General features: G+C 72.5%; 17 protein-coding genes. 8 read left to right on the forward strand and 9 right to left on the reverse strand.

What is annotated here, in order from left to right:
* The first annotated feature begins 464 nt into the window (after window positions 1-464).
* Window positions 465-1,298, forward strand: coding sequence for an oxygenase MpaB family protein (locus HCC61_RS09950; RefSeq protein WP_169135235.1), 834 nt, complete (start codon window positions 465-467; stop codon window positions 1,296-1,298).
* A 205-nt stretch (window positions 1,299-1,503) separates the two neighbouring features.
* Window positions 1,504-2,289, forward strand: coding sequence for a VOC family protein (locus tag HCC61_RS09955; protein ID WP_169134929.1), 786 nt, complete (start codon window positions 1,504-1,506; stop codon window positions 2,287-2,289).
* Window positions 2,290-2,459: 170 nt separating this feature from the next.
* On the opposite strand, the gene HCC61_RS09960 is transcribed toward HCC61_RS09955, so the two are convergent.
* A complete protein-coding gene (locus HCC61_RS09960) occupies window positions 2,460-3,962 on the reverse strand; it encodes a M1 family metallopeptidase (protein WP_169134930.1) in 1,503 nt (500 codons plus the stop codon).
* 158 nt (window positions 3,963-4,120) lie between these two features.
* The gene (locus HCC61_RS09965; protein WP_169134931.1) at window positions 4,121-5,035 is read right to left on the reverse strand and encodes an FAD-dependent oxidoreductase; all 915 of its coding nucleotides are present in this window, start codon (window positions 5,033-5,035) and stop codon (window positions 4,121-4,123) included.
* 160 nt (window positions 5,036-5,195) lie between these two features.
* On the opposite strand from HCC61_RS09965, the gene HCC61_RS09970 reads away from it, so the two are divergent.
* Window positions 5,196-8,831: a hypothetical protein gene (locus tag HCC61_RS09970; protein WP_169134932.1), complete on the forward strand. Its 3,636-nt coding sequence runs from the start codon at window positions 5,196-5,198 to the stop codon at window positions 8,829-8,831.
* 32 nt (window positions 8,832-8,863) lie between these two features.
* Here HCC61_RS09970 and HCC61_RS09975 read toward each other — a convergent pair whose 3' ends face one another.
* From HCC61_RS09975 to HCC61_RS09985, 4 genes are all read right to left on the reverse strand, one after another.
* Window positions 8,864-11,332 (reverse strand): Tex family protein, encoded by a 2,469-nt coding sequence (locus HCC61_RS09975; protein WP_169134933.1) that lies wholly within the window; start codon window positions 11,330-11,332, stop codon window positions 8,864-8,866.
* A gap of 181 nt (window positions 11,333-11,513) precedes the next feature.
* Window positions 11,514-11,639 (reverse strand): LPFR motif small protein, encoded by a 126-nt coding sequence (locus HCC61_RS31195; protein WP_258396212.1) that lies wholly within the window; start codon window positions 11,637-11,639, stop codon window positions 11,514-11,516.
* 112 nt (window positions 11,640-11,751) lie between these two features.
* Complete coding sequence (locus HCC61_RS09980; protein ID WP_169134934.1) at window positions 11,752-12,615, reverse strand: hypothetical protein; 864 nt, start codon at window positions 12,613-12,615, stop codon at window positions 11,752-11,754.
* A gap of 106 nt (window positions 12,616-12,721) precedes the next feature.
* Window positions 12,722-13,600 (reverse strand): enoyl-CoA hydratase/isomerase family protein, encoded by an 879-nt coding sequence (locus HCC61_RS09985; RefSeq protein WP_240968745.1) that lies wholly within the window; start codon window positions 13,598-13,600, stop codon window positions 12,722-12,724.
* A gap of 223 nt (window positions 13,601-13,823) precedes the next feature.
* Between HCC61_RS09985 and HCC61_RS09990 the strand changes: the two genes are divergently transcribed.
* Window positions 13,824-14,372, forward strand: a complete 549-nt coding sequence (locus tag HCC61_RS09990; protein WP_169135237.1) for an ATP-binding protein — start codon at window positions 13,824-13,826, stop codon at window positions 14,370-14,372.
* Here HCC61_RS09990 and idi read toward each other — a convergent pair.
* The 3 genes from idi to galE form a co-directional block, all read right to left on the reverse strand.
* Window positions 14,347-14,907, reverse strand: a complete 561-nt coding sequence (gene idi / locus HCC61_RS09995) for an isopentenyl-diphosphate Delta-isomerase (protein WP_169134935.1) — start codon at window positions 14,905-14,907, stop codon at window positions 14,347-14,349. The genes HCC61_RS09990 and idi overlap by 26 nt on opposite strands.
* A gap of 133 nt (window positions 14,908-15,040) precedes the next feature.
* Window positions 15,041-15,976, reverse strand: a complete 936-nt coding sequence (locus tag HCC61_RS10000) for a cation diffusion facilitator family transporter (protein ID WP_169134936.1) — start codon at window positions 15,974-15,976, stop codon at window positions 15,041-15,043.
* A gap of 191 nt (window positions 15,977-16,167) precedes the next feature.
* Complete coding sequence (gene galE / locus HCC61_RS10005) at window positions 16,168-17,244, reverse strand: UDP-glucose 4-epimerase GalE (protein ID WP_169134937.1); 1,077 nt, start codon at window positions 17,242-17,244, stop codon at window positions 16,168-16,170.
* A 398-nt stretch (window positions 17,245-17,642) separates the two neighbouring features.
* Between galE and HCC61_RS10010 the strand changes: the two genes are divergently transcribed.
* From HCC61_RS10010 to HCC61_RS10025, 4 genes are read left to right on the forward strand one after another with little or no spacing between them, the layout of a single operon-like run.
* Window positions 17,643-19,601, forward strand: a complete 1,959-nt coding sequence (locus HCC61_RS10010) for a DUF5941 domain-containing protein (protein WP_169135238.1) — start codon at window positions 17,643-17,645, stop codon at window positions 19,599-19,601.
* Window positions 19,598-20,350, forward strand: coding sequence for a phosphocholine cytidylyltransferase family protein (locus HCC61_RS10015; protein WP_169134938.1), 753 nt, complete (start codon window positions 19,598-19,600; stop codon window positions 20,348-20,350). Before HCC61_RS10010 ends, HCC61_RS10015 begins: the two co-directional genes overlap by 4 nt.
* Window positions 20,338-21,399, forward strand: a complete 1,062-nt coding sequence (locus HCC61_RS10020) for an iron-containing alcohol dehydrogenase family protein (RefSeq protein ID WP_169134939.1) — start codon at window positions 20,338-20,340, stop codon at window positions 21,397-21,399. The genes HCC61_RS10015 and HCC61_RS10020 overlap by 13 nt, the downstream gene beginning before the upstream one ends.
* Entirely contained in the window at window positions 21,377-22,156 is a 780-nt protein-coding gene (locus HCC61_RS10025) for a CDP-alcohol phosphatidyltransferase family protein (RefSeq protein ID WP_169134940.1), read from the forward strand. Before HCC61_RS10020 ends, HCC61_RS10025 begins: the two co-directional genes overlap by 23 nt.
* Window positions 22,157-22,162 lie beyond the last annotated feature (6 nt).

A 22,162-nucleotide genomic window follows, 5' to 3' on the forward strand; every position in this document is an offset into this window, starting at 1 on the left:
GCACGAAAACGCCCGCACGCTGCATGCCCTGCCGAAGCGTAGCGGCCGGTTCCGTCGTGCTCAGTCTGGCCATGGAAGCCGCCCGTGGGAAGGGCTTGTCATGTTCCGCGTGACGTTGCCGGGCGCTCTCGTACGCCAAAGCACGGGGCTGTCCGATTCGGTGGCCGAATCGGCCGGACGGTGGCGCAATGCCGGGAAAGAACCGGCGGGTGGAGGCGGCCGGCGGCGGGCGGAGTGGCCATGCGGACGGGCAGCGGCGGTCCGCCGGGAGCATCATGAACGGCGTGAGCAGTACGAGCAGCGGGGGCCGCCGCGACGGCACCGACGACGGGTACGAGGGCGAGCGCGGAGACGGCCACGGAGACGGCCACGGAGGAGGAAACGGGGCCGGTGCGGCCCGCGACGGGCACGTGCGCCACGTCGCCGAGGAGGAGCCGGAGCCCCAACCGCCGCCTCCCGGCGGCATGCTGTGGGACCTCGCGGGCGAGGCGCGGATGCTGCTGACGCTCCCGGCCGCCCTGACGATGCAGGTCGCGCATCCCGCCGTCGGCGCGGGCGTCGACGAGTACTCGGTCTTCCGCACCGACCCGTGGGGCCGTGCCGTGCGCTCGCTTGAGAGCGTGCAGCTGTGGGTGTACGGCGGCGCGGACGCGGCGCGTGAAGGACGGCGGCTGCGGCGCCTGCACCGGGTGATCCAGGGGGTCGACGCGCACGGCCGCGGATACCACGCCCTGGCCCCCGCCAACTACGCCTGGGTGCACGCCACGGGCTTCCCCGTCTACCGGCACGCGCAGCGCTATCTCGGCCGCCGCCCCTACACCGGTGCCGAGGAGCGGCGGCTGTACGCGGAGTGGCTTCAGGTGGGCAGGATCCTCGGACTGCGGGACCGGGACATGCCGCAGACGCTGGAGGAGTTCTGGCCGTACTACCGGCGGGTGCTGTACGAGGAGCTGGAGCGGACCGTCGTCGTCGACGAACTGATCGCACCCGGGGCCGAGGTGCCCCCGCCGGACCGCGGTCCCCGGTACGTGCGCGCGCCCCTGCGGCTGCTGTGGCCCGTGCTGCGGCCCGCGTTCACACGCTTCCGGCGCTTCGTCACCATCGGGTTCATGCCGCCCGACGCCCGTGAAGCCATCGGCCTGCCCTGGACGCGGCGGCAGGAGCGGCGCCTCGTACGTCTGAGTCGGGTGGCGCGCGCCGTGGTGCCGAGACTGCCGGAGCGGCTGCGGTATCTGCCCATCGCGTACGAGGCCCGCAGGCGGTACGGGCAGGAGCGGTTGCGACGTACGCGGGGCTGACGGCCGCGGGCCAGCAGGAGGGGCGTACCGCCGGAGCCGGACGCCGTACCGCCGTACCCGCCGTGGCAGCGGCGGGCGTGCCCGCAACGCGGCGGGATGCGGGTGAATTCGCCGCCGCCCCGGCACCGGAGGCGGCGTGGCGGGAGCGGCCGGGACGGGCTGTCTCGGCACAGTGACCGGCACCGAGTCCCGACAAGGAGCAGCCATGCCCGAGGTAACTGAGAGGTACGAGCCCGGCGTCCCGTGCTGGGTCGATCTGATGGTCCCCGACCAGCAGGCGGCCCTCGACTTCTATAAGGATCTCTTCGGCTGGCAGGGCGAGATCGGACCGCCGGAGAGCGGCGGATACTCGGTCTGCACCCTGCACGACAAGCCCGTCGCGGGCGTGATGGCCACGATGGCCGGCGAGGGGGAGGCCGCGCCGCCGCCGGCGTGGACGATGTATCTGGCGACGGACGACGTCGACGCCGCCGCGCATCGCGTCACCCAGAACGGCGGCACGATGATCGTGGAGCCCGTGGACGTGATGGACCTGGGACGGATGGCGGTCGCCGAGGATCCCACGGGCGCGGTGTTCGGCCTGTGGCAGGCGAAGGACTTCAAGGGCTCGCAGATCGTCAGCGAGCACGGTGCCGTCGTGTGGAGCGAGTTGAACACCTCCGGCCTGGACGAGGCCAAGTCCTTCTACCGCAACCTCGGCATCGAGACCACGCCCATGGAGGGCGCGCCCGGCTACAACGGGCTCGCCGTGGGCGGCCGTACGGTCGGCGGCATGCAGGGCCTGGAGAACTCGCCCCCCGGGACGCCCTCGCACTGGATCACGTACTTCGCCATCGACGACACCGACAGCGCGGTCGACGCGCTGATCAGGAGGGACGGCTCGGTGCTTGTGCCGCCGTACGACATGATGGCGGGCCGGATGGCGGTCGTTCAGGATCCGCAGGGGGCCGTCTTCGCGCTCATCAAGCCCGTGCCGATGCAGAACGCCTGACCGCCTCGGACCCCGGAAACCGGGGACGGCCCAGGGACGGGGACGGGGGACGCAGAACGCGGTACGGGCCCGGAGCGGAATCCGCTCCGGGCCCGTACCGCGTTCGTGCGCTGCACGCGCCGCGAGCACGGAGAGCCGCACCGGTCGGCCGACGGCCCCGGTGCCGCCGCTCAGCGCCGGTGTGCGTGGTGCAGGGTCTGGATCTCCTTCCAGGACTCCGGGCGCTTGTGCACGCTGCCGGCCGCGCCGTTCCGCTCGCCGCCGAGCGCAGCCTTCGAGGGCTTGGAGGTCTTGCGCAGCCAGGTGTCGAAGAGCGAGGAGAGGGGCTTGCCGGAGATCTTCTCCGCGTACTTCTCGAAGTCCCGCACGTGGGCGTTGCCACCGCGGTACTTCGCGGGCCAGCTCTTGAGGATCTTGAAGAAGTCCTTGTCGCCGACCTTGTTCCGCAGGGCCTGGAGGGCCAGCGCGCCACGGTCGTAGACGGCGTCGTGGAACTGGTTCTTCGCGCCGGGGTCGGCCGGCTTGACCTTCCAGAACCCATCGTCCGCGGGGTGCGAGGAGTAGACCTCGTCGGCGAGCTCCTGCGCCGTGCCCTCGCCCTCCTTCTCCGACCACAGCCACGCGGCGTACGACGCGAAGCCTTCGTTCAGCCAGATGTCACGCCACTCGCGCACCGAGACGCTGTCCCCGTACCACTGGTGCGCCAGCTCGTGCACGACGACGGAGACGTTCGAGCCGTCCTCGAAGAAGGCGGGGCTGTAGAAGGGCCGTGTCTGTGTCTCCAGCGCGAAGCCCGCTTCCACGTCGGGGACGTAGCCGCCGACCGACTCGAACGGGTACTTGCCGAAGACGCTCTGGAGCCAGTCGATGACCTCGGCCGTGCGCTCCACGCTCGCGCGCGCGGCGCCGTCCTTCTCGCCGAGGCTCTTGCTGTACGCGTTGAAGACGGGGATGCCGCTGTCGGTACGGCCCTTGGTGACGTCGAACTTCCCGACTGCCAGCGTCGCGAGGTAGGTGGCCTGCGGCTGGCGGGAACGCCATGAGTCGCGGACCCAGCCGTTCGCCGCGGGGTCGTGCGCGAGCTGGTCGCCGTTGCTGACCGTCTTGTAGCCCTTGGGCACGGTGACGCTGATGTCGTACGTCGCCTTGTCGCTGGGGTGGTCGTTGCTCGGGAACCACCACCACGCCGACTCCGGCTCGTTGGCCGCGACCGCTCCGTCGGGGGTGCGCTGCCAGGAGGTGAAGCCGTCCACCTCGACCTTGGAGGGGACGCCGGAGTAGCGCACCACCACGCTGAAGTGCGCGCCCTTCTTGAGGGGTTCGGCGGGTGTGACCTCCAGTTCGTGGGCCCCGGAGACGGCGGTCTTCGCCTTGCGGCCGTCGACCCGCACCTCCTTCACGTCGAGCGCGAAGTCGAGGTTGAAGCGGCTGAGGTCCTGCGTGGCCTTGGCCAGTACGGTGGCCGTGCCGTTCAACTCGTCCGTCTTCGGCTGGTACTTCAGCCCCAGGTCGTAGTGGGAGACGTCGTAGCCGCCGTTGCCGTAGTCCGGGTAGTAGGAGTCCCCGGCCCCCGGAGCGCCCGGCTCGGGGCCGGCACCGGCCGCCGACGCGGGGGCGGCAGTGAGCGCGAGGGCGGTCACCATCGCGCCCGTAACGATGAGTCTTTGACGCACGAGTCCTCCAACTCCTTTGCGACAACGTCGAGATGCGTGATCGACGAGATGTGCGGTCGAGGTGAAGGGTATGTACTCGGCCGGGCACCGGGATCGGATTGGTATGGATCTACATCCGAATGTCATACGCGCGGCATCCGGCGTCGTACGCGGGCTCGTCAGCCGAGCCCTTCGGCGTCCAGCAGCCGTACGGCCTCCAGCGCACACCCCCAGGAGACCGTGACCCCCGCGCCCCCGTGCCCGTAGTTGTGCACGCACAACGCGCCGCCCGGCAGCGTCTCCGCCTCCAGCCGCACCCGCGGACGGTACGGCCGCAGCCCCACCCGCACATCGAGGATCCGGGCCCCGGCGATCCCGGGGTGCACCCGGGCGCAGCGCTCCACGACGGCGCGGGTGACGGCCGGATCGGGCGTGGTGTCCTCCGCGCCGTCGTCGGCGGTGCCGCCGAGCAGCAGGCCGTACGGCTGCGGCAGTACGTACGTGGTCTCGGCCGCGCCCTCCTCGGAGGAGAGGTACCACTCCTCGATGCCCGGGTTCTCCACGACCACCAACTGGCCCCGCACGGGCCGCATTCCGCTGTCCCCGGCGAGCTCGCGGGCGCCGAGCCCGGTGCAGTTGACCACCACCGGGGCCTCGGCCGCCGCCTCCGCGAGAGAGGCGGCCGAGCGCTCCTCGCAGCGGCCGCCCGCCGCCGCCAACCGGCCCCGCAGATAAGGGAGATAGGCCTGCATGTCCGCGATCGGGGTGCGCGGCGGCGAGCCGATCAGGGAAAGCCACTCCGGTGGCACCGTCCCTGACGCGGCGCCCTCCAGCCTGCCGCGCACCAGACGCACCCCGGTCTGCCGCGGCTGCTCGGAGAGCCATGCGAAGTGGCGGAACGAACGCACCGCCCACTCAAGCGCTTTCTCCTGCGGTTCGATGCGGTACGGCCAGCACAGTCCGCCGGAGATCCCCGATGCCGTCTCCCGGTCGGGATCGCGGCTCCACACCCGTACGTCCTTGCCTCGCTCGGCGAGGAGCACGGCGGTCGTCAGCCCGCTCACCCCGCCGCCGACGACGATCACTTCATCCATGGAGCGACGTTAGCGCGGCGCTCCCGGCGGGCAGCGTCCAGCGGGAAGGGATACCTCGCGGGACGCCTGTGCACACTCACCGGCCGCAAAACACTCACGTCCTGCACATTCCTGCGAGGAACCCTTACTCGCCGCACATGCAGCGGGCAGAATCCAGGCCATGTCCCGTGCAGCCGCCACCGAACTCCTCGACATCCTCGAGCCGCTCGCGTACCCGCAGCGCACCAGGCAGATCGCCGCACGCGCGCGAGCCGCCGACGGCGACGAGCTGACGGGGCTTCTGGAAGGCCTGGAGGAGTACGGGATCTACGGCAGGAGAGTCGCCGTGATCGCCGCGTGCGCCGCGCAGGCCACCGTCTATCTCTCCGCCCGGCTCGCCCACCCCGACCCGTACATCCGCGGCCACGCCCAGCGCGCCGCCGCCGCGCGCTCCTCCGGAATCAGCGACGACGCGCTGTGGGTGGCGCTGCACGACGCCCCGTCGGCGGTCAGGGCCCAGCTCTCGCGCACCATCGTCCGCGGCGGGCGCACACAGCTCGCGGACGGACTCGTCGACGCCGTCCGCACCCGCTGGGGCGACGTGGAGGCCGCCCGGCTGCTGCCCGGATGCGGTGCGGAGACCGTGGCCCGGCTGCTGCCCGCTCTCTTCCACGCGGTCACGGCCTGGGGTTCGCTCGCGGCGCGGCACCCGGACGCCCTGCTCGCCGAGGCGGGACGGCAGTTGGAGGACCTGCCGCACGTGCTGCGCGAGCAGTGGTGGCGCCAGTACGGTGCGGGCGTCGCGCGGACCGCGGGCGACCGGCCGCGGCGCGTACTGGACCTGCTGGAGCAGTACCGCGAAGCGGGCCTGCTGGCACCGGAGTTCAGACACCGTCTCGGTCCGCTCGCCGCCGCCGACGCGGGCCGCGCCCTGCGGCTGCTGCTGCGTCCCGCACAGGTCGGCCCGCTTCGCGAACAGGGCCTGCCCGCACCGGTGTTGAGGCGTCTGGTCGATGCCGGACCGCCGGAGCTCGAGGACCTGGGACGGGTGTGCAGCGCGCATCCGGCGCGCTTCGCGGAGCTGCTGCACGCACTGCCGCCCGGGCGGCGCGCGGAGTTCTACGACGCGGTGACCGACGCCGAGGAACGCGCACACGGGGCCCTCCACGAGGACGTGCTCGAAGCACTCCCGCACAGCCGCCGCGAGGAGGAGGCGCGGCGGGTGGCACAGCAGGCGCGCGCACGCGGAGCGCACTGGTCCGGCGTGCTGGAGGCGCTGGCACACCTGCCCGACGAGTCCGCGTACGCGGAGATCACCGCCGCCACGCGGCGCCCCTCGGCCGAGGACCGGGCGTGCGCCTGGCCCCCGCTGGTCCGCCAGGCCGCGTACACAGCGGAGCGGCACGGCGGCAACACCACGGTCATGACGGCCCTCGTCGCCGACATGGCGCGGCTGCGCGACGAGCACGAGTCCGTACGGGCCGCGGCCCTCGGCGCACTCGCGGACGTGCCGGCGCGGCTCTTCGACGACGACGCGGTCGACCACCTCGACCGCGTGGCGGGCGACACGGTACGGGCCTCCGGTTCCACCCACGACAGCCGCGGCGCGCTCGGGCGGCTGGCCCGCTCGGTGCTGCGCGAACACGTCGTCGGCGGCCGGCAGGGCCTCACCGGCTGGGCGCTGCGCACCATCGTGCGCCTGTCAGGCAACACCGACGGCGCCGACCTCGGACGGCTCGACCGCAGACTGCCGCACGGCCAGGAGCACGCCGTACACGAGGCGTTGCGCTACTGGCTGGAGGCCGGCGCCGAGAACGACGACCACGGGCTGACGTTCGCGCTCGCGCGTGCCGTCGGCAGGCGTGCCGTCGGAATGCCGGAGTTGCAGCAACTGCTGTGGCAGGCCGTGCAGTTCGGCACCGAGCCGACCGCACGCACCGCCGTCGACCTGTGGCTGGAGAACCCGGCGACGCGGGACGAGCGGGCCGAGCGGGTGCTCGCGGTGGACGGCTCCGCGGCGCTGCTGCCCAGCGTCTCGCGGACGATCACGATGCGGCGCACCGATCTGCTCGACCCCGTACTGGACGCCACTCCGCCCTACGGCCGCTTCCTCAGCGAGGACAGCCGCAGGCCCCAGCCGCCCGTCGGACCGTGGACCGCGCGCTGGCTGCCCCGCCAGCAGCGCGCCGCCGCGAAGCTGCTGGCGCAGGAGGCCGACGACGACGGCAACGCGATGGACGTGCGGCGCGCGGCCCTGCGGCAGCTGGCGGAGATCCCCGGAGAGGGCGCGCGGGAACTGCGGCTGTGGGCGAACGACCCCGTCGAGGCCGAATCCGAGCTCGCGGACACGGCGCTGGCCGCGACGGTGCGGACCGAACGGCCCGAAGAGGCACTGGCGTTGCTGCTGGAGCACGCCCGCGACGGGCGCGCCCGCGTGGCCGTCCCGGCGCTGGCCCGTGCGTTCCGCTACACCGATCCGTGGCGGCTTTCGGACGTGCTGCACCGCCTGCTGCTGCCCGGGACGCCGGGCAAGCAGGGGACCCAGGGCAGGGCGGGTGAGCCGTCCGGCGCCGGGGGATCCTCCGGGGCGGCGGAACCGCAGGAGACCGCGGGCGACGCCGCCCGGTCGGCACCGGCCGAGTCGGGTCCGGCCGAGTCGGCACCGGCGGAGTCGGTCCCGGCGGATCCGGCCGAGTCGGTCCCGGCGGAGTCGGCACCCGGAGAACCCTCCGCGGACGAGAGCACGGCCGCCTCCGCGACGCTCACCATGCGCAGGGCGGCGGTACGGCTGGCCGCCGGCTGCCTCCCGCTCGCCGAGGCCGCCGAACTCCTGCTGAACGTCTACTCGTTCCCGAACCAGCACCCGGACGTCAAGGCGGCCTGCGTCGTGTGCGCACCCCGCCTGCTGGACGACGACCGCGCGTGGGAGATCGTCGAGTCCGCCGCGGAGGGAGTGCCCACGCTGCGCCACGCGCTGCTGCGCGTACGCCCCCTCGCGCTGCCCGAGCGGCACAGGGAGCGGTACGCGCGGCTGGTCACCGGCCTGTGCCACAACGACGACCGCGGCATCACCGAGGCCGTCTACTGCGCGCTGCCCGACTGGGCGCTGTGGGCACCGGACGCACCGGCCGTGCTCTCCTCGGCCGTCACCGACCTCGGCAACCGCGGCACGTGGCGGCAGGCCGCCGAGGGCCTCGTCGAACTGGTCATCACCCTCCCCGGCACCTGCCGCACCCTCGAACAGGTGCTGTCCGGGCTCATCGCCGCGGACTCCGCGCCCGACACCCCCGACGCGAGCGCGGACCGCGACCGCCCGGCGCGGCGGCGGGTCGAGTACATCGCGCTCACCCTCGGCGAGCAGGCCCGACGGCGGCCTCTCGCCCGCCGCCACGCGGGCCGTACCGGCGTACTCCTCGCCGGATACGAGGAGTTCGTGCCGGTCGCCGCCCGGCTGCTCTGCTCCGCGGTGACCCTGGAGAACGACGCGGAGACCCTCGGCCGCCAGATGCGCGGCATCGCGGGCCTGCACACGGACCGGCCGGGCCTGGCCTGGCGCACGGCCGGAGAGCTGCGCCGCTCGCTTCCCGCGGTCCACCGCCCCGCCGAGACACGGGAGCGCGTGCTGCCCGTGGCTCGCGAACTCGCCGACGAGGGCGGTACGGCGACGGGACTGCTGGCCGTGACGCTGGCCGCGGCGGTCAACCCGTCGGGCGGCTGGCCGGAGCCGTGGCGCGAACTACTGCGCGCCGTACGCCGCCACGAGCAGCCCGACGTACGGGCCGCGGCACTGGACCTGGCGACGGACGCGGGCGAGTGACGGGGCGGGCCGGCCGGCCCGCCCCCGCCCGCTCACCGCTTCTTGTTCTTGCCCTCGCCGTCCAGCAGCCCGGCCCGGCGCAGTGCGTCCGCCATCTCACTGTTGGCCGGGGCGGATTCGCGGCGCTGCTGCCTGCCGCCGCTGCCGCCACTGCCGCCGCCCTGCTTCCGGCCGTCCTGGCGTCCGCCGCCCTGGCGCTGACGGGGCGCACGGTCCGCGCCGCCCTGGCGCCGGCGGCCCTCACCGCGGCCTCCGCCGGACCCCGACGCGCCGCCCGGCCTGGATCCGCCGCCCGATTCGGACCCGGACCCGGAGCCCGACGTGTCGTCGTCCAGCCGCATCGTCAGCGAGATCCGCTTACGCGCCGCGTCGACCTCCCGGACTTTCACCTTGACGATGTCGCCGGGCTTGGCGACGTCCCGCGGGTCCTTCACGAACGTCTTCGACATCGCCGACACGTGCACGAGCCCGTCCTGGTGCACGCCGACGTCGACGAACGCGCCGAACGCCGCCACGTTGGTGACCACGCCCTCCAGGACCATCCCCGCTTCGAGGTCGGTGAGTTTCTCGACGCCTTCCTTGAACTCCGCCGTCCTGAAGGCGGGACGCGGGTCGCGCCCGGGCTTCTCCAGCTCCCGCAGGATGTCCGTGACGGTCGGCAGCCCGAACGTGTCGTCCACGAAGTTCTTCGGGTCGAGCGAGCGCAGCACCGAGGCGTTGCCGATGAGCGTGGGCACGTCGGTGCCCGCGGAGCCGACCATCGTACGGACCAGCGGGTAGGACTCCGGGTGAACGCTGGAGGCGTCCAGCGGGTCCTCGCCGCCGCGGATGCGCAGGAAGCCCGCGCACTGCTCGTACGCCTTCGGACCCAGTCGTGCCACGTCCTTCAGCTCGCGGCGGCTCTTGAACGGGCCGTGGCCGTCGCGGTGCGTCACGATGTTCTCCGCGAGCACGGTGCCGATGCCGGAGACGCGTGAAAGCAGCGGCGCGGACGCGGTGTTGACGTCCACGCCGACGCCGTTGACGCAGTCCTCCACGACGGCGTCCAGGGAGCGCGACAGCTTCACCTCGGACAGGTCGTGCTGGTACTGGCCGACACCGATCGACTTCGGGTCGATCTTGACCAGCTCGGCGAGCGGGTCCTGGAGCCGGCGTGCGATGGAGACGGCGCCGCGCAACGAGACGTCCAGCTCGGGCAGTTCCTGCGAGGCGAACGCCGAGGCCGAGTAGACCGACGCCCCGGCCTCGGAGACCGTCACCTTCGTCAGCTTCAACTCCGGCTGCTTCGCGATCAGTTCACCGGCGAGCTTGTCCGTCTCGCGGGACGCCGTGCCGTTGCCGATCGCGATCAGCTCCACGGAGTGCTCGCGCGCGAGCGCCGCCAGCTTCGCCAGCGACTCCTCCCACTGCTTCTGCGGCGCGTGCGGGTAGACGGTGTCGGTGGCCGCCACCTTGCCCGTGGCGTCGACGACGGCGACCTTCACGCCCGTACGCAGGCCGGGGTCGAGACCGAGCGTCGCACGGGTGCCGGCGGGCGCGGCGAGCAGCAGATCGCGCAGGTTGGAGGCGAAGACCCCGACCGCCTCGTCCTCGGCGGCCGTACGCAGCCGCAGCCGCAGATCCAGGCCGAGCCGGACCAGGATGCGCGTGCGCCACGCCCAGCGAACCGTCTCCGCCAGCCAGCGGTCGGCGGGGCGGCCCTCGTCGCGTACGCCGAAGTGGTGCGCGACTGCGTTCTCGTACGCACTCGGCACGCCCGGAGTCTCCTCGGAGCCGTCCTCCGGCTCCAGCACCAGGTCGAGGACCTCTTCCTTCTCGCCGCGCAGCATGGCCAGCACGCGGTGCGAGGGCAGCTCGGTGAAGGCCTCGGCGTAGTCGAAGTAGTCCTTGAACTTCGCGCCCTGCTCCTCCTTGCCCTCCCGCACCCTGGCGACGAGCCGGCCGCGCAGCCACATGCGTTCACGCAGCTCGCCGATGAGGTCCGCGTCCTCGCTGAAGCGCTCGGCGAGGATCGCGCGGGCGCCCTCCAGCGCGGCGGCCGCGTCGGCGACGCCCTTCTCCTCGTCGGTGAACGCCGCTGCCGCCGCCTCCGGCTCCACGGACGGGTCGCGCAGCAGGCCGTCGGCGAGCGGTTCGAGGCCGGCCTCGCGTGCGATCTGCGCCTTGGTGCGCCGCTTCGGCTTGAACGGCAGATAGATGTCCTCGAGACGGGCCTTCGTCTCGGCCGTCCGGATCTGCTCCTCCAGCTTGGGATCGAGCTTGCCCTGCGACCGTACGGATTCGAGGACAGCCTCGCGCCGCTCCTCCAACTCCCGCAGATAGCGCAGCCGTTCCTCCAGGGAACGCAGCTGCGCGTCGTCGAGCATCTCGGTCGCTTCCTTGCGGTAGCGCGCGATGAACGGCACGGTCGAACCGCCGTCGAGCAGCTCGACGGCGGCCTTGACCTGGCGCTCCCGTACGCCGAGCTCCTCGGCGATCCTGCCTTCGATGGTCGTCGTCACGATGGTTGGTCCGCCTTCTTGGTGCTGGGTGTCCCCGGTGAGCCTGCATTGTGGCAGGTGGCACCTTCGGGCGGAGGCACGGACCGGGGCACGCGCCGACGGGCTTGCGGCGCGTGCCCCGGATACGTGCGTACGTCTCCCCGTCCTTACGCGGGGCGATACGGGGGAGTCGGGAGCTGTCTCAGACCCTGCGGCCCGCCCTCGAGGCACCGCCGAACAGGCGCGCCAGCAGGCGGAAGGGCAGGGTCACCACGGTTGCGATGGCGCCTCCGATCATGCGGAGGCCGTCTGCGATTGCACGGAACATGCGGCCCGGGTGACCGCTGCCTCCAGGACTAAACAGGGCCCCAACGCCCGGCGCGCCGCGCCCTGTTCGCGGTACGCGGTCCCGCGCTGCCCGGTCCGTGCCCGAGCCGGGCTCAGCCCTTGCCGAACAGATCCGCCGGGAAGGCGCCCGCGTTCGAGGCCGAAGCGGCGAAGCCGCCCGCCAGTTCCGTGAGCCGTGCGACGCCCTCCGCACCGAGGTGTTCGTACGGGCCGCTGTCGAGACGGTCGGTGTCGTACTCCAGCTGCTTGCGCAACGCCCCGCCCTCCTCGGTGAGTTCGCCCTCGGAGTCCACGATGCCGCGCTCCCGCAGCCGCTCCAGGGCCGCCGTCCAGTCCTGCTGGTTGTAACCCCGGGTCGACAGGACCCACTTGGGCGCCATGCCGCGTCCGCTCGCGGTGTGGCTGACGAGCGCCTCCAGTGGATCCAGACCGGCCGAGAGCAGCACGGCGATGTGCGCGTCGCCGCGGTGCTCGCGCAGCAGCGTGGCCGCGTGCCAGTAGGCGAGGTGCGGAGCCTCCGGCACGGGCAGGTCGGCGTTGGCGGCGTAGAGCGGGCGCCCGGGGCGGGTGCACGCCTCGGCGGCCTTGAGCGCGAGCCCCGCCGCCTCCGCCATCTCCGGGGAGGCGACGGCCTCTTCGCCGAGCAGCTCGCGCAGCATCGTGTCGACCGCGCGCAGCCGCGCGGCGAGCACCGTCGCGGGAGAGGCGGACTCCCACACCGCGGGCAGGAAGCGCGACACGAGGGAGTGGCTGAAGTTGTAGAAGGTCGCCGTGACGGTGCCGGCGCTCGCGGCGCCGAGCGGCGCGGCACGCCCCGCGAAGTAGACGGCGCTGGGGTCCTCGATGCCGTACGGGGCGAGTTCCTTGCCGAGGGCGGGGGAGAAGTAGACCGCCGAGTGGAGCGGGTTGACCATGTTGTGACAGCGCCGGGCGGCGCGTTCCGGGAGAGACGTCATGGCCACACGTTACCGGGAGGTAATCGAAGTGTCCCGGCTGCTGCCGCGATGGCGCCGGTCCGCCGCCCGTACCGTACCCCGTACCCCGTACCGGCTCACCGTCCGGTCACGGCGCCCAGCGGAAGCGCGGGGCACGCCGCTCCAGGAACGCCGCGGCACCCTCCGCCGCCTCGCCGCTCTCCGCGGCCACCCGCCGCCAGTGCTCGGTGCGGGAGGCGTCGGTGGGCTTGTCCGCGCTGAACTCCTTCGCCGCCGCCTGCGTCAGCTGCGAACGCTCCACCAGCGTGCTTGCGAAGGCGGACACCCGGGCGTCCAGTCCCTCGCCGGGGTGCACCTCGTCCACGAGACCGGTCCGCAGCGCGCGGTCCGCGTCGATCAACTCCCCTGAGAAGAGCAGGTACTTGGCGGTCGCCGGGCCCACGAGCCGCACCAGCCGGCGGGTCGAGGACGGCGGGTAGACGATGCCGAGCTTCGCCGGCGTCACCCCGAACAGCGCGTCCTGTGCGGCGAATCGCAGATCGCACGCCGCCGCCAGCTGAGCGCCGCCTCCCACGCAGTGGCCCCGTACCGCCGCCAGCGTGGGCTTGGGAAAGGTGCTCAGCGCCTCCTCCGCCGCCACCGCCAGCGACTGTGAGGACTCCACGGAATCACGCAGCGTGGCGATGTCGGCGCCCGCGCAGAAGGTGCCCTCCGCGCCCGTGACGACCAGGACCCGTACGGATGAGTCGTCCGAGAGCCCCGCCAGCAGTCCGGGAAGCTCGCGCCACATGGCCTCGGTCATCGCGTTCCGCTTCGCCGGGTTGTGCAGAACGAGGGTGGTGACGCCGCCGGAGTGCCGGGTGAGGAGGCAGGGTTGCGACCCCTGTGACCCCCGCGTCCCCTGCCGCCCGTGCGGTCCGTCCGGCCCGTCCGGTTCCCGTGACGGCGGCATGTGCTCCTGCGGCTGGGCCGGACGCTCCGGCTCCGAGGGGTGTGCTGGCTCCATGTACGGATCGTAACCGGGCACTGGCCATGGCCCACGGGACGGCAGATGCAAGCTCTGTCACACAGCCGTCCCCGGCGTAAGTCTTCTGTCAAATGCCATCGATAAGTGCCGACTTGCGGTCAGTGGGCCGGACCTGGCCGCCGGCATACCAACACTCGATGCACGTACATCTGCAAGAACGCTGCAATGCAAGAACACTCGGAGGAGAGCAGGGGTGGGGGAGATGGAGAGCCACGGGAGTCATCCGCCCGGTCCTGGCAGAAGGTCCACGGTGGCGCTGCCGCCCTACGAGCGGACCGATTCCCGTGTGTGCGAGGGGACTTGGCGCTTCACGGCTCCGGCGCTGGACTCCTCCGTGCCCCGGCTGCGCCATGCCGTACGCGATCTCGTCCGGCGCCAGGGCGTCGTGCCGGACGAGATCCTCCAGAGCCTGCTGCTGATCCTCTCCGAGCTGACCACCAACGCCGTACGTCATGCCGCGCTGCTGTCACCCGAGATCGGGGTGGAGGTGGCGCTGCGGCCCGGACGGCTCCGGGTCTCCGTCGAGGACAGTCACCCCTACCGTCCCAAGGCCCTGGCCGCCGCTCCCGACGAGGAGCACATCGGCGGACGGGGCCTTCTTCTCGTCAAGACGATCACGTCCGAGTCGGGCGGCCTCTGCGACGTCGAACAGACAGGCACGGGAGGGAAGGTGATCTGGGCCGAGCTGCCGCTGCCGTTCGCCGACGGTGCGCTGCCCGCCGCGGTCACCAGCCCCCGGCCCCTGCCGTGATCTCAGCGATCGCGGGCCGAGCCGCGTCGAGCACCGTCATGAACCAGGCGGAGAACGCCCCTTCGGCATGCCGGCGCTTGAGCTCCGCGGCGGTGACGAAGGCCGTCTCCGCGATCTCCTCGGGATCGGGGCGCAGTTCGTCGCGTACGACACCGGCGAAGAGGTGGTTGTACTCCTGCTCCACCAGGCCCGAGCGCGGGTCGGGGTGGTTGTAGCGGACGGTGCCCGCCTCCCGCAGCAGGAACGGCGCCACGCCCAGCTCCTCGCTCACGCGCCGTGCCGCGGCGGCGAACGGCGCCTCGCCCGGGAAGGGATGGCCGCAGCAGGTGTTGGACCACACACCGGGGGAGTGGTACTTGCCGAGCGCCCGGCGCTGGAGCAGCAGCCGGCCCTCGTCGTCGAAGAGGAAGACGGAGAACGCGCGGTGCAGCCGGCCCGGTGCCACATGTGCGGAGAGCTTCTCCGCGGTACCGATCGTGGTCCCGTCCTCGTCGACCAGTTCGAGCATGATCGGTGCCGCTGAGCTGTTCGCCATGTTGATCCTTCTGTCGGGGCTGTCCGGGTCCGTGTGGTCCGCCCTCCGGCGTCCGCCGCGTACCGTCCGCCGGCGGCCTCCGCCGCGTGCGTCGCCGGCCTCCGGCCGACGGTGCGCCCCAGTCTGCCGCAGATCAGTGGCACAACTTCGCTTCGTGAGCCGCATGTCCGCGCGGCTCCAGCTGGAACGTGCAGTGCTCCACGTCGAAGTGGTCGCCGAGGCACAGCTGAAGATCGTGCAGCACCCGCTCGTGCTCCACGGAGCCGAGGGTCGGCTGCGTGACCACCACGTGCGCCGAGAGCACCGGCATGCCCGAAGTGATCGTCCACACATGCAGATCGTGCAGCCCGACCACGCCCTCCACGGCGAGGATGTGCTCGCGTACTTCGGCCATGTCGACGTCCCGGGGAGCGGCCTCCAGCAGCACGTCGACGGCCTCGCGCGCGAGGCGCAGCGTACGCGGAACGATCATCGCCCCGATGATGAGCGAGGCGGCGGGGTCGGCCGCCTGCCAGCCCGTGGTCGCGACGATCACGGCGGAGATCAGCACGGCCAGCGACCCGAGGGCGTCCGCCAGCACCTCCAGGAAGGCACCGCGCACATTGATGCTCTCGCGCTGGCCGCGCAGGAGCAGCGAGAGCGAAATGACGTTCGCCACAAGGCCGATGGCACCGAAGAGCGCCATCAGCGCGCCGTCGGTGTCCGCGGGCTCGATGAAGCGCTCGACCGACTCGAAGAGGACGTAGCCGCCGACTCCCAGCAGCAGCAGGCAGTTGGCGAGCGCGGCGAGGATCTCCGCGCGGGCGAAGCCGAAGGTGCGCCGCTCGCTCGACGGCCGGTTGGCGAAGTGGATGGCGAGCAGCGCCATGCCCAGGCCCAGCGCGTCCGTCGCGACGTGTCCGGCGTCGGCCAGCAGCGCGAGGGAGTCGGCGAGCAGCCCGCCGACGATCTGCGTGACCAGCACGGCGAGCGTGATGAACAGCGCGACGCGGAGCCGCTTGCGGTACGCGGCGGCAGCGGTGCCGCCCGCCGCCGGAGCAGGCCCTCCGTGAGCGTGCCCAGCGCCCATCGCTGCGAGCCTCCGCGTCCTCGGTCCGGTGCGTCACGCGCCTGTCGATCGCAAGTCAACTACGCCGCGGGGACGGGTGCAACGCGACGCTGAACACCGTTGTCATGTGCCGTGACCTGCGATTTCGAATGCGGTTTCCCTTCGGGGCGCGGACGCGGTGCGCGGCGGGCCGCAGGCCCGAGGGGCAGCCGTCAGCGGGCCTCCGGATGGCGAAGGCACCAGCCCTCCCAGGCGGAGGCGATCATGTCGCGCACGCTGTGCCGTGCCGTCCAGCCCAGCTCCTTCTCCGCCAGCGCCGCCGAGGCCACCACGCGTGCCGGGTCGCCGGGCCGCCTCGCGGCCACCTTCGCCGCGGGCTCGCGCCTGCCCGTGATCTCGGCGACGAGGTCCGCCATCTCCCGCACGGACAGGCCCTTGCCCGTACCGATGTTCACCGTCAGGTCCTCGGCCACGGCACCTGAAACGGCACCTGCTGCGACGCCCGCCGTGGCACCTTCCGCGGCACCGCCCGCGGTGCCGTCCCCGGCGGCCGCGCTCCCGGAGAGCCGCCGGGCGGCGGCCAGATGCGCCTCGGCCAGGTCCTGGACGTGGATGTAGTCGCGCACGCAGGTGCCGTCCGGCGTCGGATAGTCGTCACCGAAGATCAACGGCGGCTCTCCGCGCGTGAGGGCGTCGAAGAACATCGGCACGATGTTGAACACCCCGGTGTCCGCCAGCCGCGGCTCGGCGGCACCGGCGACGTTGAAGTAGCGCAGACAGACCGTCGTCAGGCCCTCGGCCCTGCCGGTGGCGCGGACCAGCCACTCACCGGTGAGCTTCGTCTCACCGTAGGGATTCATCGGCACGCACGGGGTCGTCTCCGTGACGAGGTCCACGTCGGGGGTGCCGTATACCGCCGCCGAGGAGGAGAAGACGAAGCGGCGCACGCCCGCGGCGACGACCGCCTCCAGCAGCACCGTCAGCCCGTGCACGTTCTCCCGGTAGTAGCGCAGCGGTTGCTCGACCGACTCGCCGACCTGCTTGCGGGCCGCGAGATGCACCACACCCGTGACCTCGTGCTCGGCGAACGTACGGTCCAGCAGCGCGCGGTCCGGGACCGAGCCCCGCACCAGCAACGGCTCCCGGCCCGGCCCCGGCATCCCCTCCAGCCGCTCCGGCACCCCCGCCGAGAGATCGTCCAGGACGACCACCCGCTCCCCGGCCGCCGCCATCGTCCGCGCCACATGCGCCCCGATGTAGCCCGCCCCACCTGTGATCAACCACGTCATGCGGGAACCCTATCCGCCGCCGCGAAGGGGCCGTACGGCCGCGGAATCCGTTCTGCGGCACGGTGATGGGGCCGGCCCGGCACGGCCCTCCGGCGCGGTCACCCGATCGAGTCCGCGGGACGGGCACGAGGCGCGGTGCCTCCGGGCGCGGAACGCCGCCGGGTGTGCTCCCGTACCGAGCCCGCCCCGCATTTGGCGCTCCGTCCAAGATCGACCATGCTGTGCTGCGGCAGTGCAACGCCCGCCCGGTGAACGCGCGATGAAGGCCCGGCTGTTCGATCCGATAGCCTCTGCCGACGCGCCGCCCGCCGACGAACGGGCCGTGCGCGCCCTGCCCGCTGCCCGGCCGTGCCCCGGCCGGAAGACGCGCTGTGCCAGCGTCCAAGGAGTGAGTTCGACTGTCGACCGCCATCCTCACCGGTCCGCCGGTCGCGGGGTCGCCGCTGGAGGGCGACCTGCGGTCGCTGGGGTTCGACGTGCGCACGGCGGACGGGCCCGCACAGGTCCCCGCGGAGGTGGCCGCCGCTCCCGCCGGCGCACGGATCGCGCTCGTCGACCCGCACTTCGTCGGCCACGTACACGCCCTGCGGCTCGCACTGACCGACCCCCGTTTCGCGGCCGGAGCCGTCACGGGGGCGCTGTCCGTACAGCCGCAGGCGCGCGGCGCGCTCACCCGGGCACTGCACGAGGCGGAGAGCGCGGCGCCCGCCGCCTCCGCGGTCTCCCCGGGCTCCCCGGCAGGCGGTACGGGAGCCGAGACGGCGGCCCGTGCGAACGGCGACGAGGGCGGGGTCGCCGCACCGCCGCGCACGCTGCCCGACGCCGTGGCCGCCGCCCTGGAGGCGGGCGACGTGGCAGTGCACCGTCCCGAACTGGGCCCGCTCGTCGCATCCGTCCCCGCCGACGAGGAGGCCCGCGCCGCGGCGCGCACCGCCGTCGACGGCGTGGACGACGAGGCGGTGCGGCTGCGCAACGCCGTGAAGGCACGGGACGGCTTCTTCACCACCTTCTGCGTCAGCCCCTACTCGCGCTACATCGCCCGCTGGTGCGCACGCCGCGGCCTCACTCCCAACCAGGTCACCACCGCGTCCCTGGTCACCGCCCTGATCGCCGCCGCCTGCGCCGCGACCGGCACCCGCGGCGGCTTCATCGCCGCCGGAGTGCTGCTGATCGCCTCCTTCGTGCTGGACGCGACCGACGGCCAGCTCGCCCGCTACGACCTCCAGTACTCCACCCTCGGCGCGTGGCTCGACGCCACCTTCGACCGCGCCAAGGAGTACGCCTACTACGCGGGTCTCGCCCTCGGCGCCTCCCGCGGCGGCGACGACGTGTGGGGGCTGGCGCTCGGCGCGATGGTGCTCCAGACCGTGCGCCACGTCGTCGACTTCTCCTTCAACGAGGCCAACCACGACGCCGCCGCCAACACCAGCCCCACCGCCGCGCTCTCCAGCCGCCTCGACAGCGTCGGCTGGACGGTCTGGCTGCGCCGCATGATCATCCTGCCGATCGGTGAACGCTGGGCGCTGATCGCGGTGTTGACCGCCTGCACCACTCCCCGCATCACCTTCGTCGTGCTCCTGATCGGATGCGCGCTCGCCACCTGCTACACCACCGCGGGCCGCGTGCTGCGATCCCTCACCAGGAAGGCCCGCCGTACCGACCGCGCCGCACAGGCCCTGGCCGACCTCGCCGACAGCGGACCGCTCGCCGGGAGCTTCGCGGCCCTGACCCGCCGCGCGCACATCCGCTTGCCGGGGTTCGGGCCTCCGGCCGTCGCCCTCCTCGGCACGGCCGTGCTGTTGGCCACCGCGCTGTGGACGCCCCTGGGTAGCGTCTGGACGTGCCTGGCCGCCCTCTTGTACGCCCTGACCTCGGGCATCGCCGTCGCCGCCCAACTGCGGGGCGCACTGGACTGGCTCGCGCCGCCCTTCTTCCGTACCGCGGAATACGTGCTCGTGCTCGTCCTCGCGCTACGCGCGGACCAAGCAGGGGTGAACGGCGCGCTGCCCGCCGCTTTCGGCCTGGTGGCGGCGGTCGCCTACCATCACTACGACACGGTGTACCGCATTCGCGGCGGCACCGGCGCGCCTCCGCACTGGCTTGTACGTGCGACCGGGGGTCACGAAGGACGAGCCCTGGCCGTAACCCTCGCCGCGGCCCTCTGGGCGGCCGGCGACGGCGGCACGGACCGGGCGGGGCCGGGCCAGAGTCCGGTCCAAGGACCGGGCCAAGGTTTCACCATCGCGCTGACCACGCTCGCCGTGGCCATCGCGGCAGTGGTGCTCGTCGAGAGCATCCGCTTCTGGGTGTCCTCCAAAGCACCCGCCGTACACGACGAAACAGGAGAACCCGCATGATCGGCCTCGTGCTGGCCGCCGGCGCCGGACGGCGTCTGCGCCCCTACACCGACACTCTCCCCAAGGCCCTCGTGCCGGTGGGCCCCGAGGGCGACGAGGAGTCCCAGACCGTCCTCGACATCGCCCTCGCCAACTTCGCCGCCGTCGGCCTCACCGACGTCGCCGTCGTCGTCGGCTACCGCAAGGAGGCCGTGTACGAGCGCAAGGAGGCCCTGGAGAAGAAGCACGGGGTCAAGCTCACCCTCGTCGACAACGACAAGGCCGAGGAGTGGAACAACGCCTACTCCCTGTGGTGCGCCCGCGACGTCATCAAGCAGGGCGCGCTGCTCGCCAACGGCGACACCGTCCACCCCGTCTCCGTGGAGAAGACCCTCCTCGACGCCCGCGGCGGCGACCAGAAGATCATCCTCGCCCTCGACACGGTCAAGCACCTCGACGAGGAGGAGATGAAGGTCGTCACCGACCCCGAGAAGGGCGTCCAGCAGATCACCAAGCTGATGGACCCGGCCACCGCCGACGGCGAGTACATCGGTCTCACCCTCATCGAGCCCGAGGCCGCCGAGGAGCTGGCCGACGCCCTGAAGGCCACCTTCGAGCGCGACCCGCAGCTGTACTACGAGGACGGCTACCAGGAGCTGGTCAACCGCGGCTTCAAGGTGGACGTGGCGCCGATCGGCGACGTGCAGTGGGTCGAGATCGACAACCACGACGACCTCGCCAAGGGCCGGGAGATCGCATGCCGGTACTGACCCGCCTCATCCCGTCGCCCGTCGTCGTCGACATCAGCCGCGGCGCCCTGGACGACCTGGCGGGCCTGCTGGCCGATCAGCGGATCTCCTCGAACGGCAAGCTCGCCTTCGCCATCAGCGGTGGTTCGGGCGCGGCTCTGCGTGAGCGCTTCGCCCCCGCCCTTCCCAGTGCCGACTGGTACGAGGTCGGCGGCGGCACCATCGACGACGCCATCAAGCTCGCCGACTCCATGAAGTCCGGGCGCTACGACGCGGTCGTGGGCCTGGGCGGCGGCAAGATCATCGACTGTGCGAAGTTCGCGGCCGCGCGCATCGGACTGCCACTGGTCGCCGTGGCCACCAACCTCAGCCACGACGGCCTGTGTTCGCCGGTCGCCACGCTCGACAACGACGCCGGCCGCGGTTCGTACGGCGTGCCCAACCCGATCGCCGTCGTCATCGACCTCGACGTCATCAGGGAGGCGCCCGCCCGGTTCGTACGCTCCGGGATCGGCGACGCCGTCTCCAACATCTCCGCCGTACGGGACTGGGAGCTCGCCCACACCGTGCGCGGCGAGGACATCGACGGCCTCGCCGCCGCCATGGCCCGTCAGGCGGGAGAGGCGGTGCTGCGCCACCCCGGCGGCGTCGGCGACGACGCGTTCCTCCAAGTCCTCGCCGAGGGCCTGGTGATGACCGGGATCTCCATGTCGGTCGCCGGCGACAGCCGCCCGGCGTCGGGCGCCTGCCACGAGATCAACCACGCCTTCGACCTGCTCTACCCCAAGCGCGCGGCCAGCCACGGCGAACAGTGCGGTCTGGGAGCGGCGTTCGCCACGTTCCTGCGCGGCGACCGGGAGATGTCGATGCTGATGGTCGAGGTGCTCAAGCGCCACGGCCTTCCCGTATTGCCTCACGAAATCGGCTTCGACGAGGACGAGTTCGTGAAAGTGACGGAGTACGCACCGGACACCCGGCCCGGGCGGTACACCATTCTCGAACACCTCGACCTGTCCGCCGACCAGATCAGGGACGCATACCGCGACTATGCACAAGCCATCGGTAGCTGAACTCCGCCCGGTCGTTCACCCCGAGGGCGTGAAGGACCGGCGCAGCGGTGAGCACTGGGCCGGGCGGCTCTACATGCGCGAGATCTCCCTGCGCATGGACCGGCATCTGGTGAACACGCGGGTCACGCCAAACCAGTTGACCTACCTGATGACAGTCGCGGGCGTCCTCGCCGCCCCGGCCCTGCTGGTGCCGGGGGTCGGCGGGGCGGTGCTCGGGGTGGTCGCGGTCCAGCTCTACCTGCTGCTCGACTGCGTGGACGGGGAGCTGGCCCGCTGGAAGCAGCAGTTCTCGCTCGGAGGCGTGTACCTGGACCGGGTCGGCGCCTACCTGTGCGACGCCGCGGTGCTGCTGGGCTTCGGCCTGCGCGCCGCCGACCTGTGGGGCGGTGGCCGGATCGACTGGCTGTGGGCCTTCCTGGGCACGCTCGCCGCGCTCGGCGCCGTACTGATCAAGGCCGAGACCGACCTGGTCGGCGTCGCCCGCCACCAGGGCGGGCTGCCGCCCGTGAAGGAGGCCGCGAGCGAGCCGCGTGCGTCCGGTGTGGCGCTGGCCCGCAAGGCCGCCGCGGCGCTGAAGTTCCACCGGCTGATACTCGGGATCGAGGCCTCGCTGCTGATCCTGGTCCTGGCGGTCGTGGACGAGATCAGAGGGGACCTCTTCTTCACCAGGCTCGGTGTCGCCGTGCTCGCGGGCATCGCCGTCGTGCAGACGCTGCTGCATCTGGTGTCCATCCTCGCCTCCAGCAGGCTCAAGTGACGGAGG

The organism is Streptomyces sp. HNM0575 (assembly GCF_012726265.1).
In the GTDB taxonomy this organism is placed as follows: domain Bacteria; phylum Actinomycetota; class Actinomycetes; order Streptomycetales; family Streptomycetaceae; genus Streptomyces.

What these genes read in the sequence shown, in the direction of transcription:
- HCC61_RS09950 (WP_169135235.1), top strand. Translation starts at nt 465, where the DNA reads ATGCTGTGGGACCTCGCGGGCGAGGCGCGGATGCTGCTGACGCTCCCG.
- HCC61_RS09955 (WP_169134929.1), top strand. Translation starts at nt 1,504, where the DNA reads ATGCCCGAGGTAACTGAGAGGTACGAGCCCGGCGTCCCGTGCTGGGTC.
- HCC61_RS09965 (WP_169134931.1), bottom strand. Translation starts at nt 5,035, where the DNA reads ATGGATGAAGTGATCGTCGTCGGCGGCGGGGTGAGCGGGCTGACGACC.
- HCC61_RS09970 (WP_169134932.1), top strand. Translation starts at nt 5,196, where the DNA reads ATGTCCCGTGCAGCCGCCACCGAACTCCTCGACATCCTCGAGCCGCTC.
- HCC61_RS31195 (WP_258396212.1), bottom strand. Translation starts at nt 11,639, where the DNA reads ATGTTCCGTGCAATCGCAGACGGCCTCCGCATGATCGGAGGCGCCATC.
- HCC61_RS09980 (WP_169134934.1), bottom strand. Translation starts at nt 12,615, where the DNA reads ATGACGTCTCTCCCGGAACGCGCCGCCCGGCGCTGTCACAACATGGTC.
- HCC61_RS09985 (WP_240968745.1), bottom strand. Translation starts at nt 13,600, where the DNA reads ATGGAGCCAGCACACCCCTCGGAGCCGGAGCGTCCGGCCCAGCCGCAG.
- HCC61_RS09990 (WP_169135237.1), top strand. Translation starts at nt 13,824, where the DNA reads ATGGAGAGCCACGGGAGTCATCCGCCCGGTCCTGGCAGAAGGTCCACG.
- idi (WP_169134935.1), bottom strand. Translation starts at nt 14,907, where the DNA reads ATGGCGAACAGCTCAGCGGCACCGATCATGCTCGAACTGGTCGACGAG.
- HCC61_RS10000 (WP_169134936.1), bottom strand. Translation starts at nt 15,976, where the DNA reads ATGGGCGCTGGGCACGCTCACGGAGGGCCTGCTCCGGCGGCGGGCGGC.
- galE (WP_169134937.1), bottom strand. Translation starts at nt 17,244, where the DNA reads ATGACGTGGTTGATCACAGGTGGGGCGGGCTACATCGGGGCGCATGTG.
- HCC61_RS10015 (WP_169134938.1), top strand. Translation starts at nt 19,598, where the DNA reads ATGATCGGCCTCGTGCTGGCCGCCGGCGCCGGACGGCGTCTGCGCCCC.
- HCC61_RS10020 (WP_169134939.1), top strand. Translation starts at nt 20,338, where the DNA reads ATGCCGGTACTGACCCGCCTCATCCCGTCGCCCGTCGTCGTCGACATC.
- HCC61_RS10025 (WP_169134940.1), top strand. Translation starts at nt 21,377, where the DNA reads ATGCACAAGCCATCGGTAGCTGAACTCCGCCCGGTCGTTCACCCCGAG.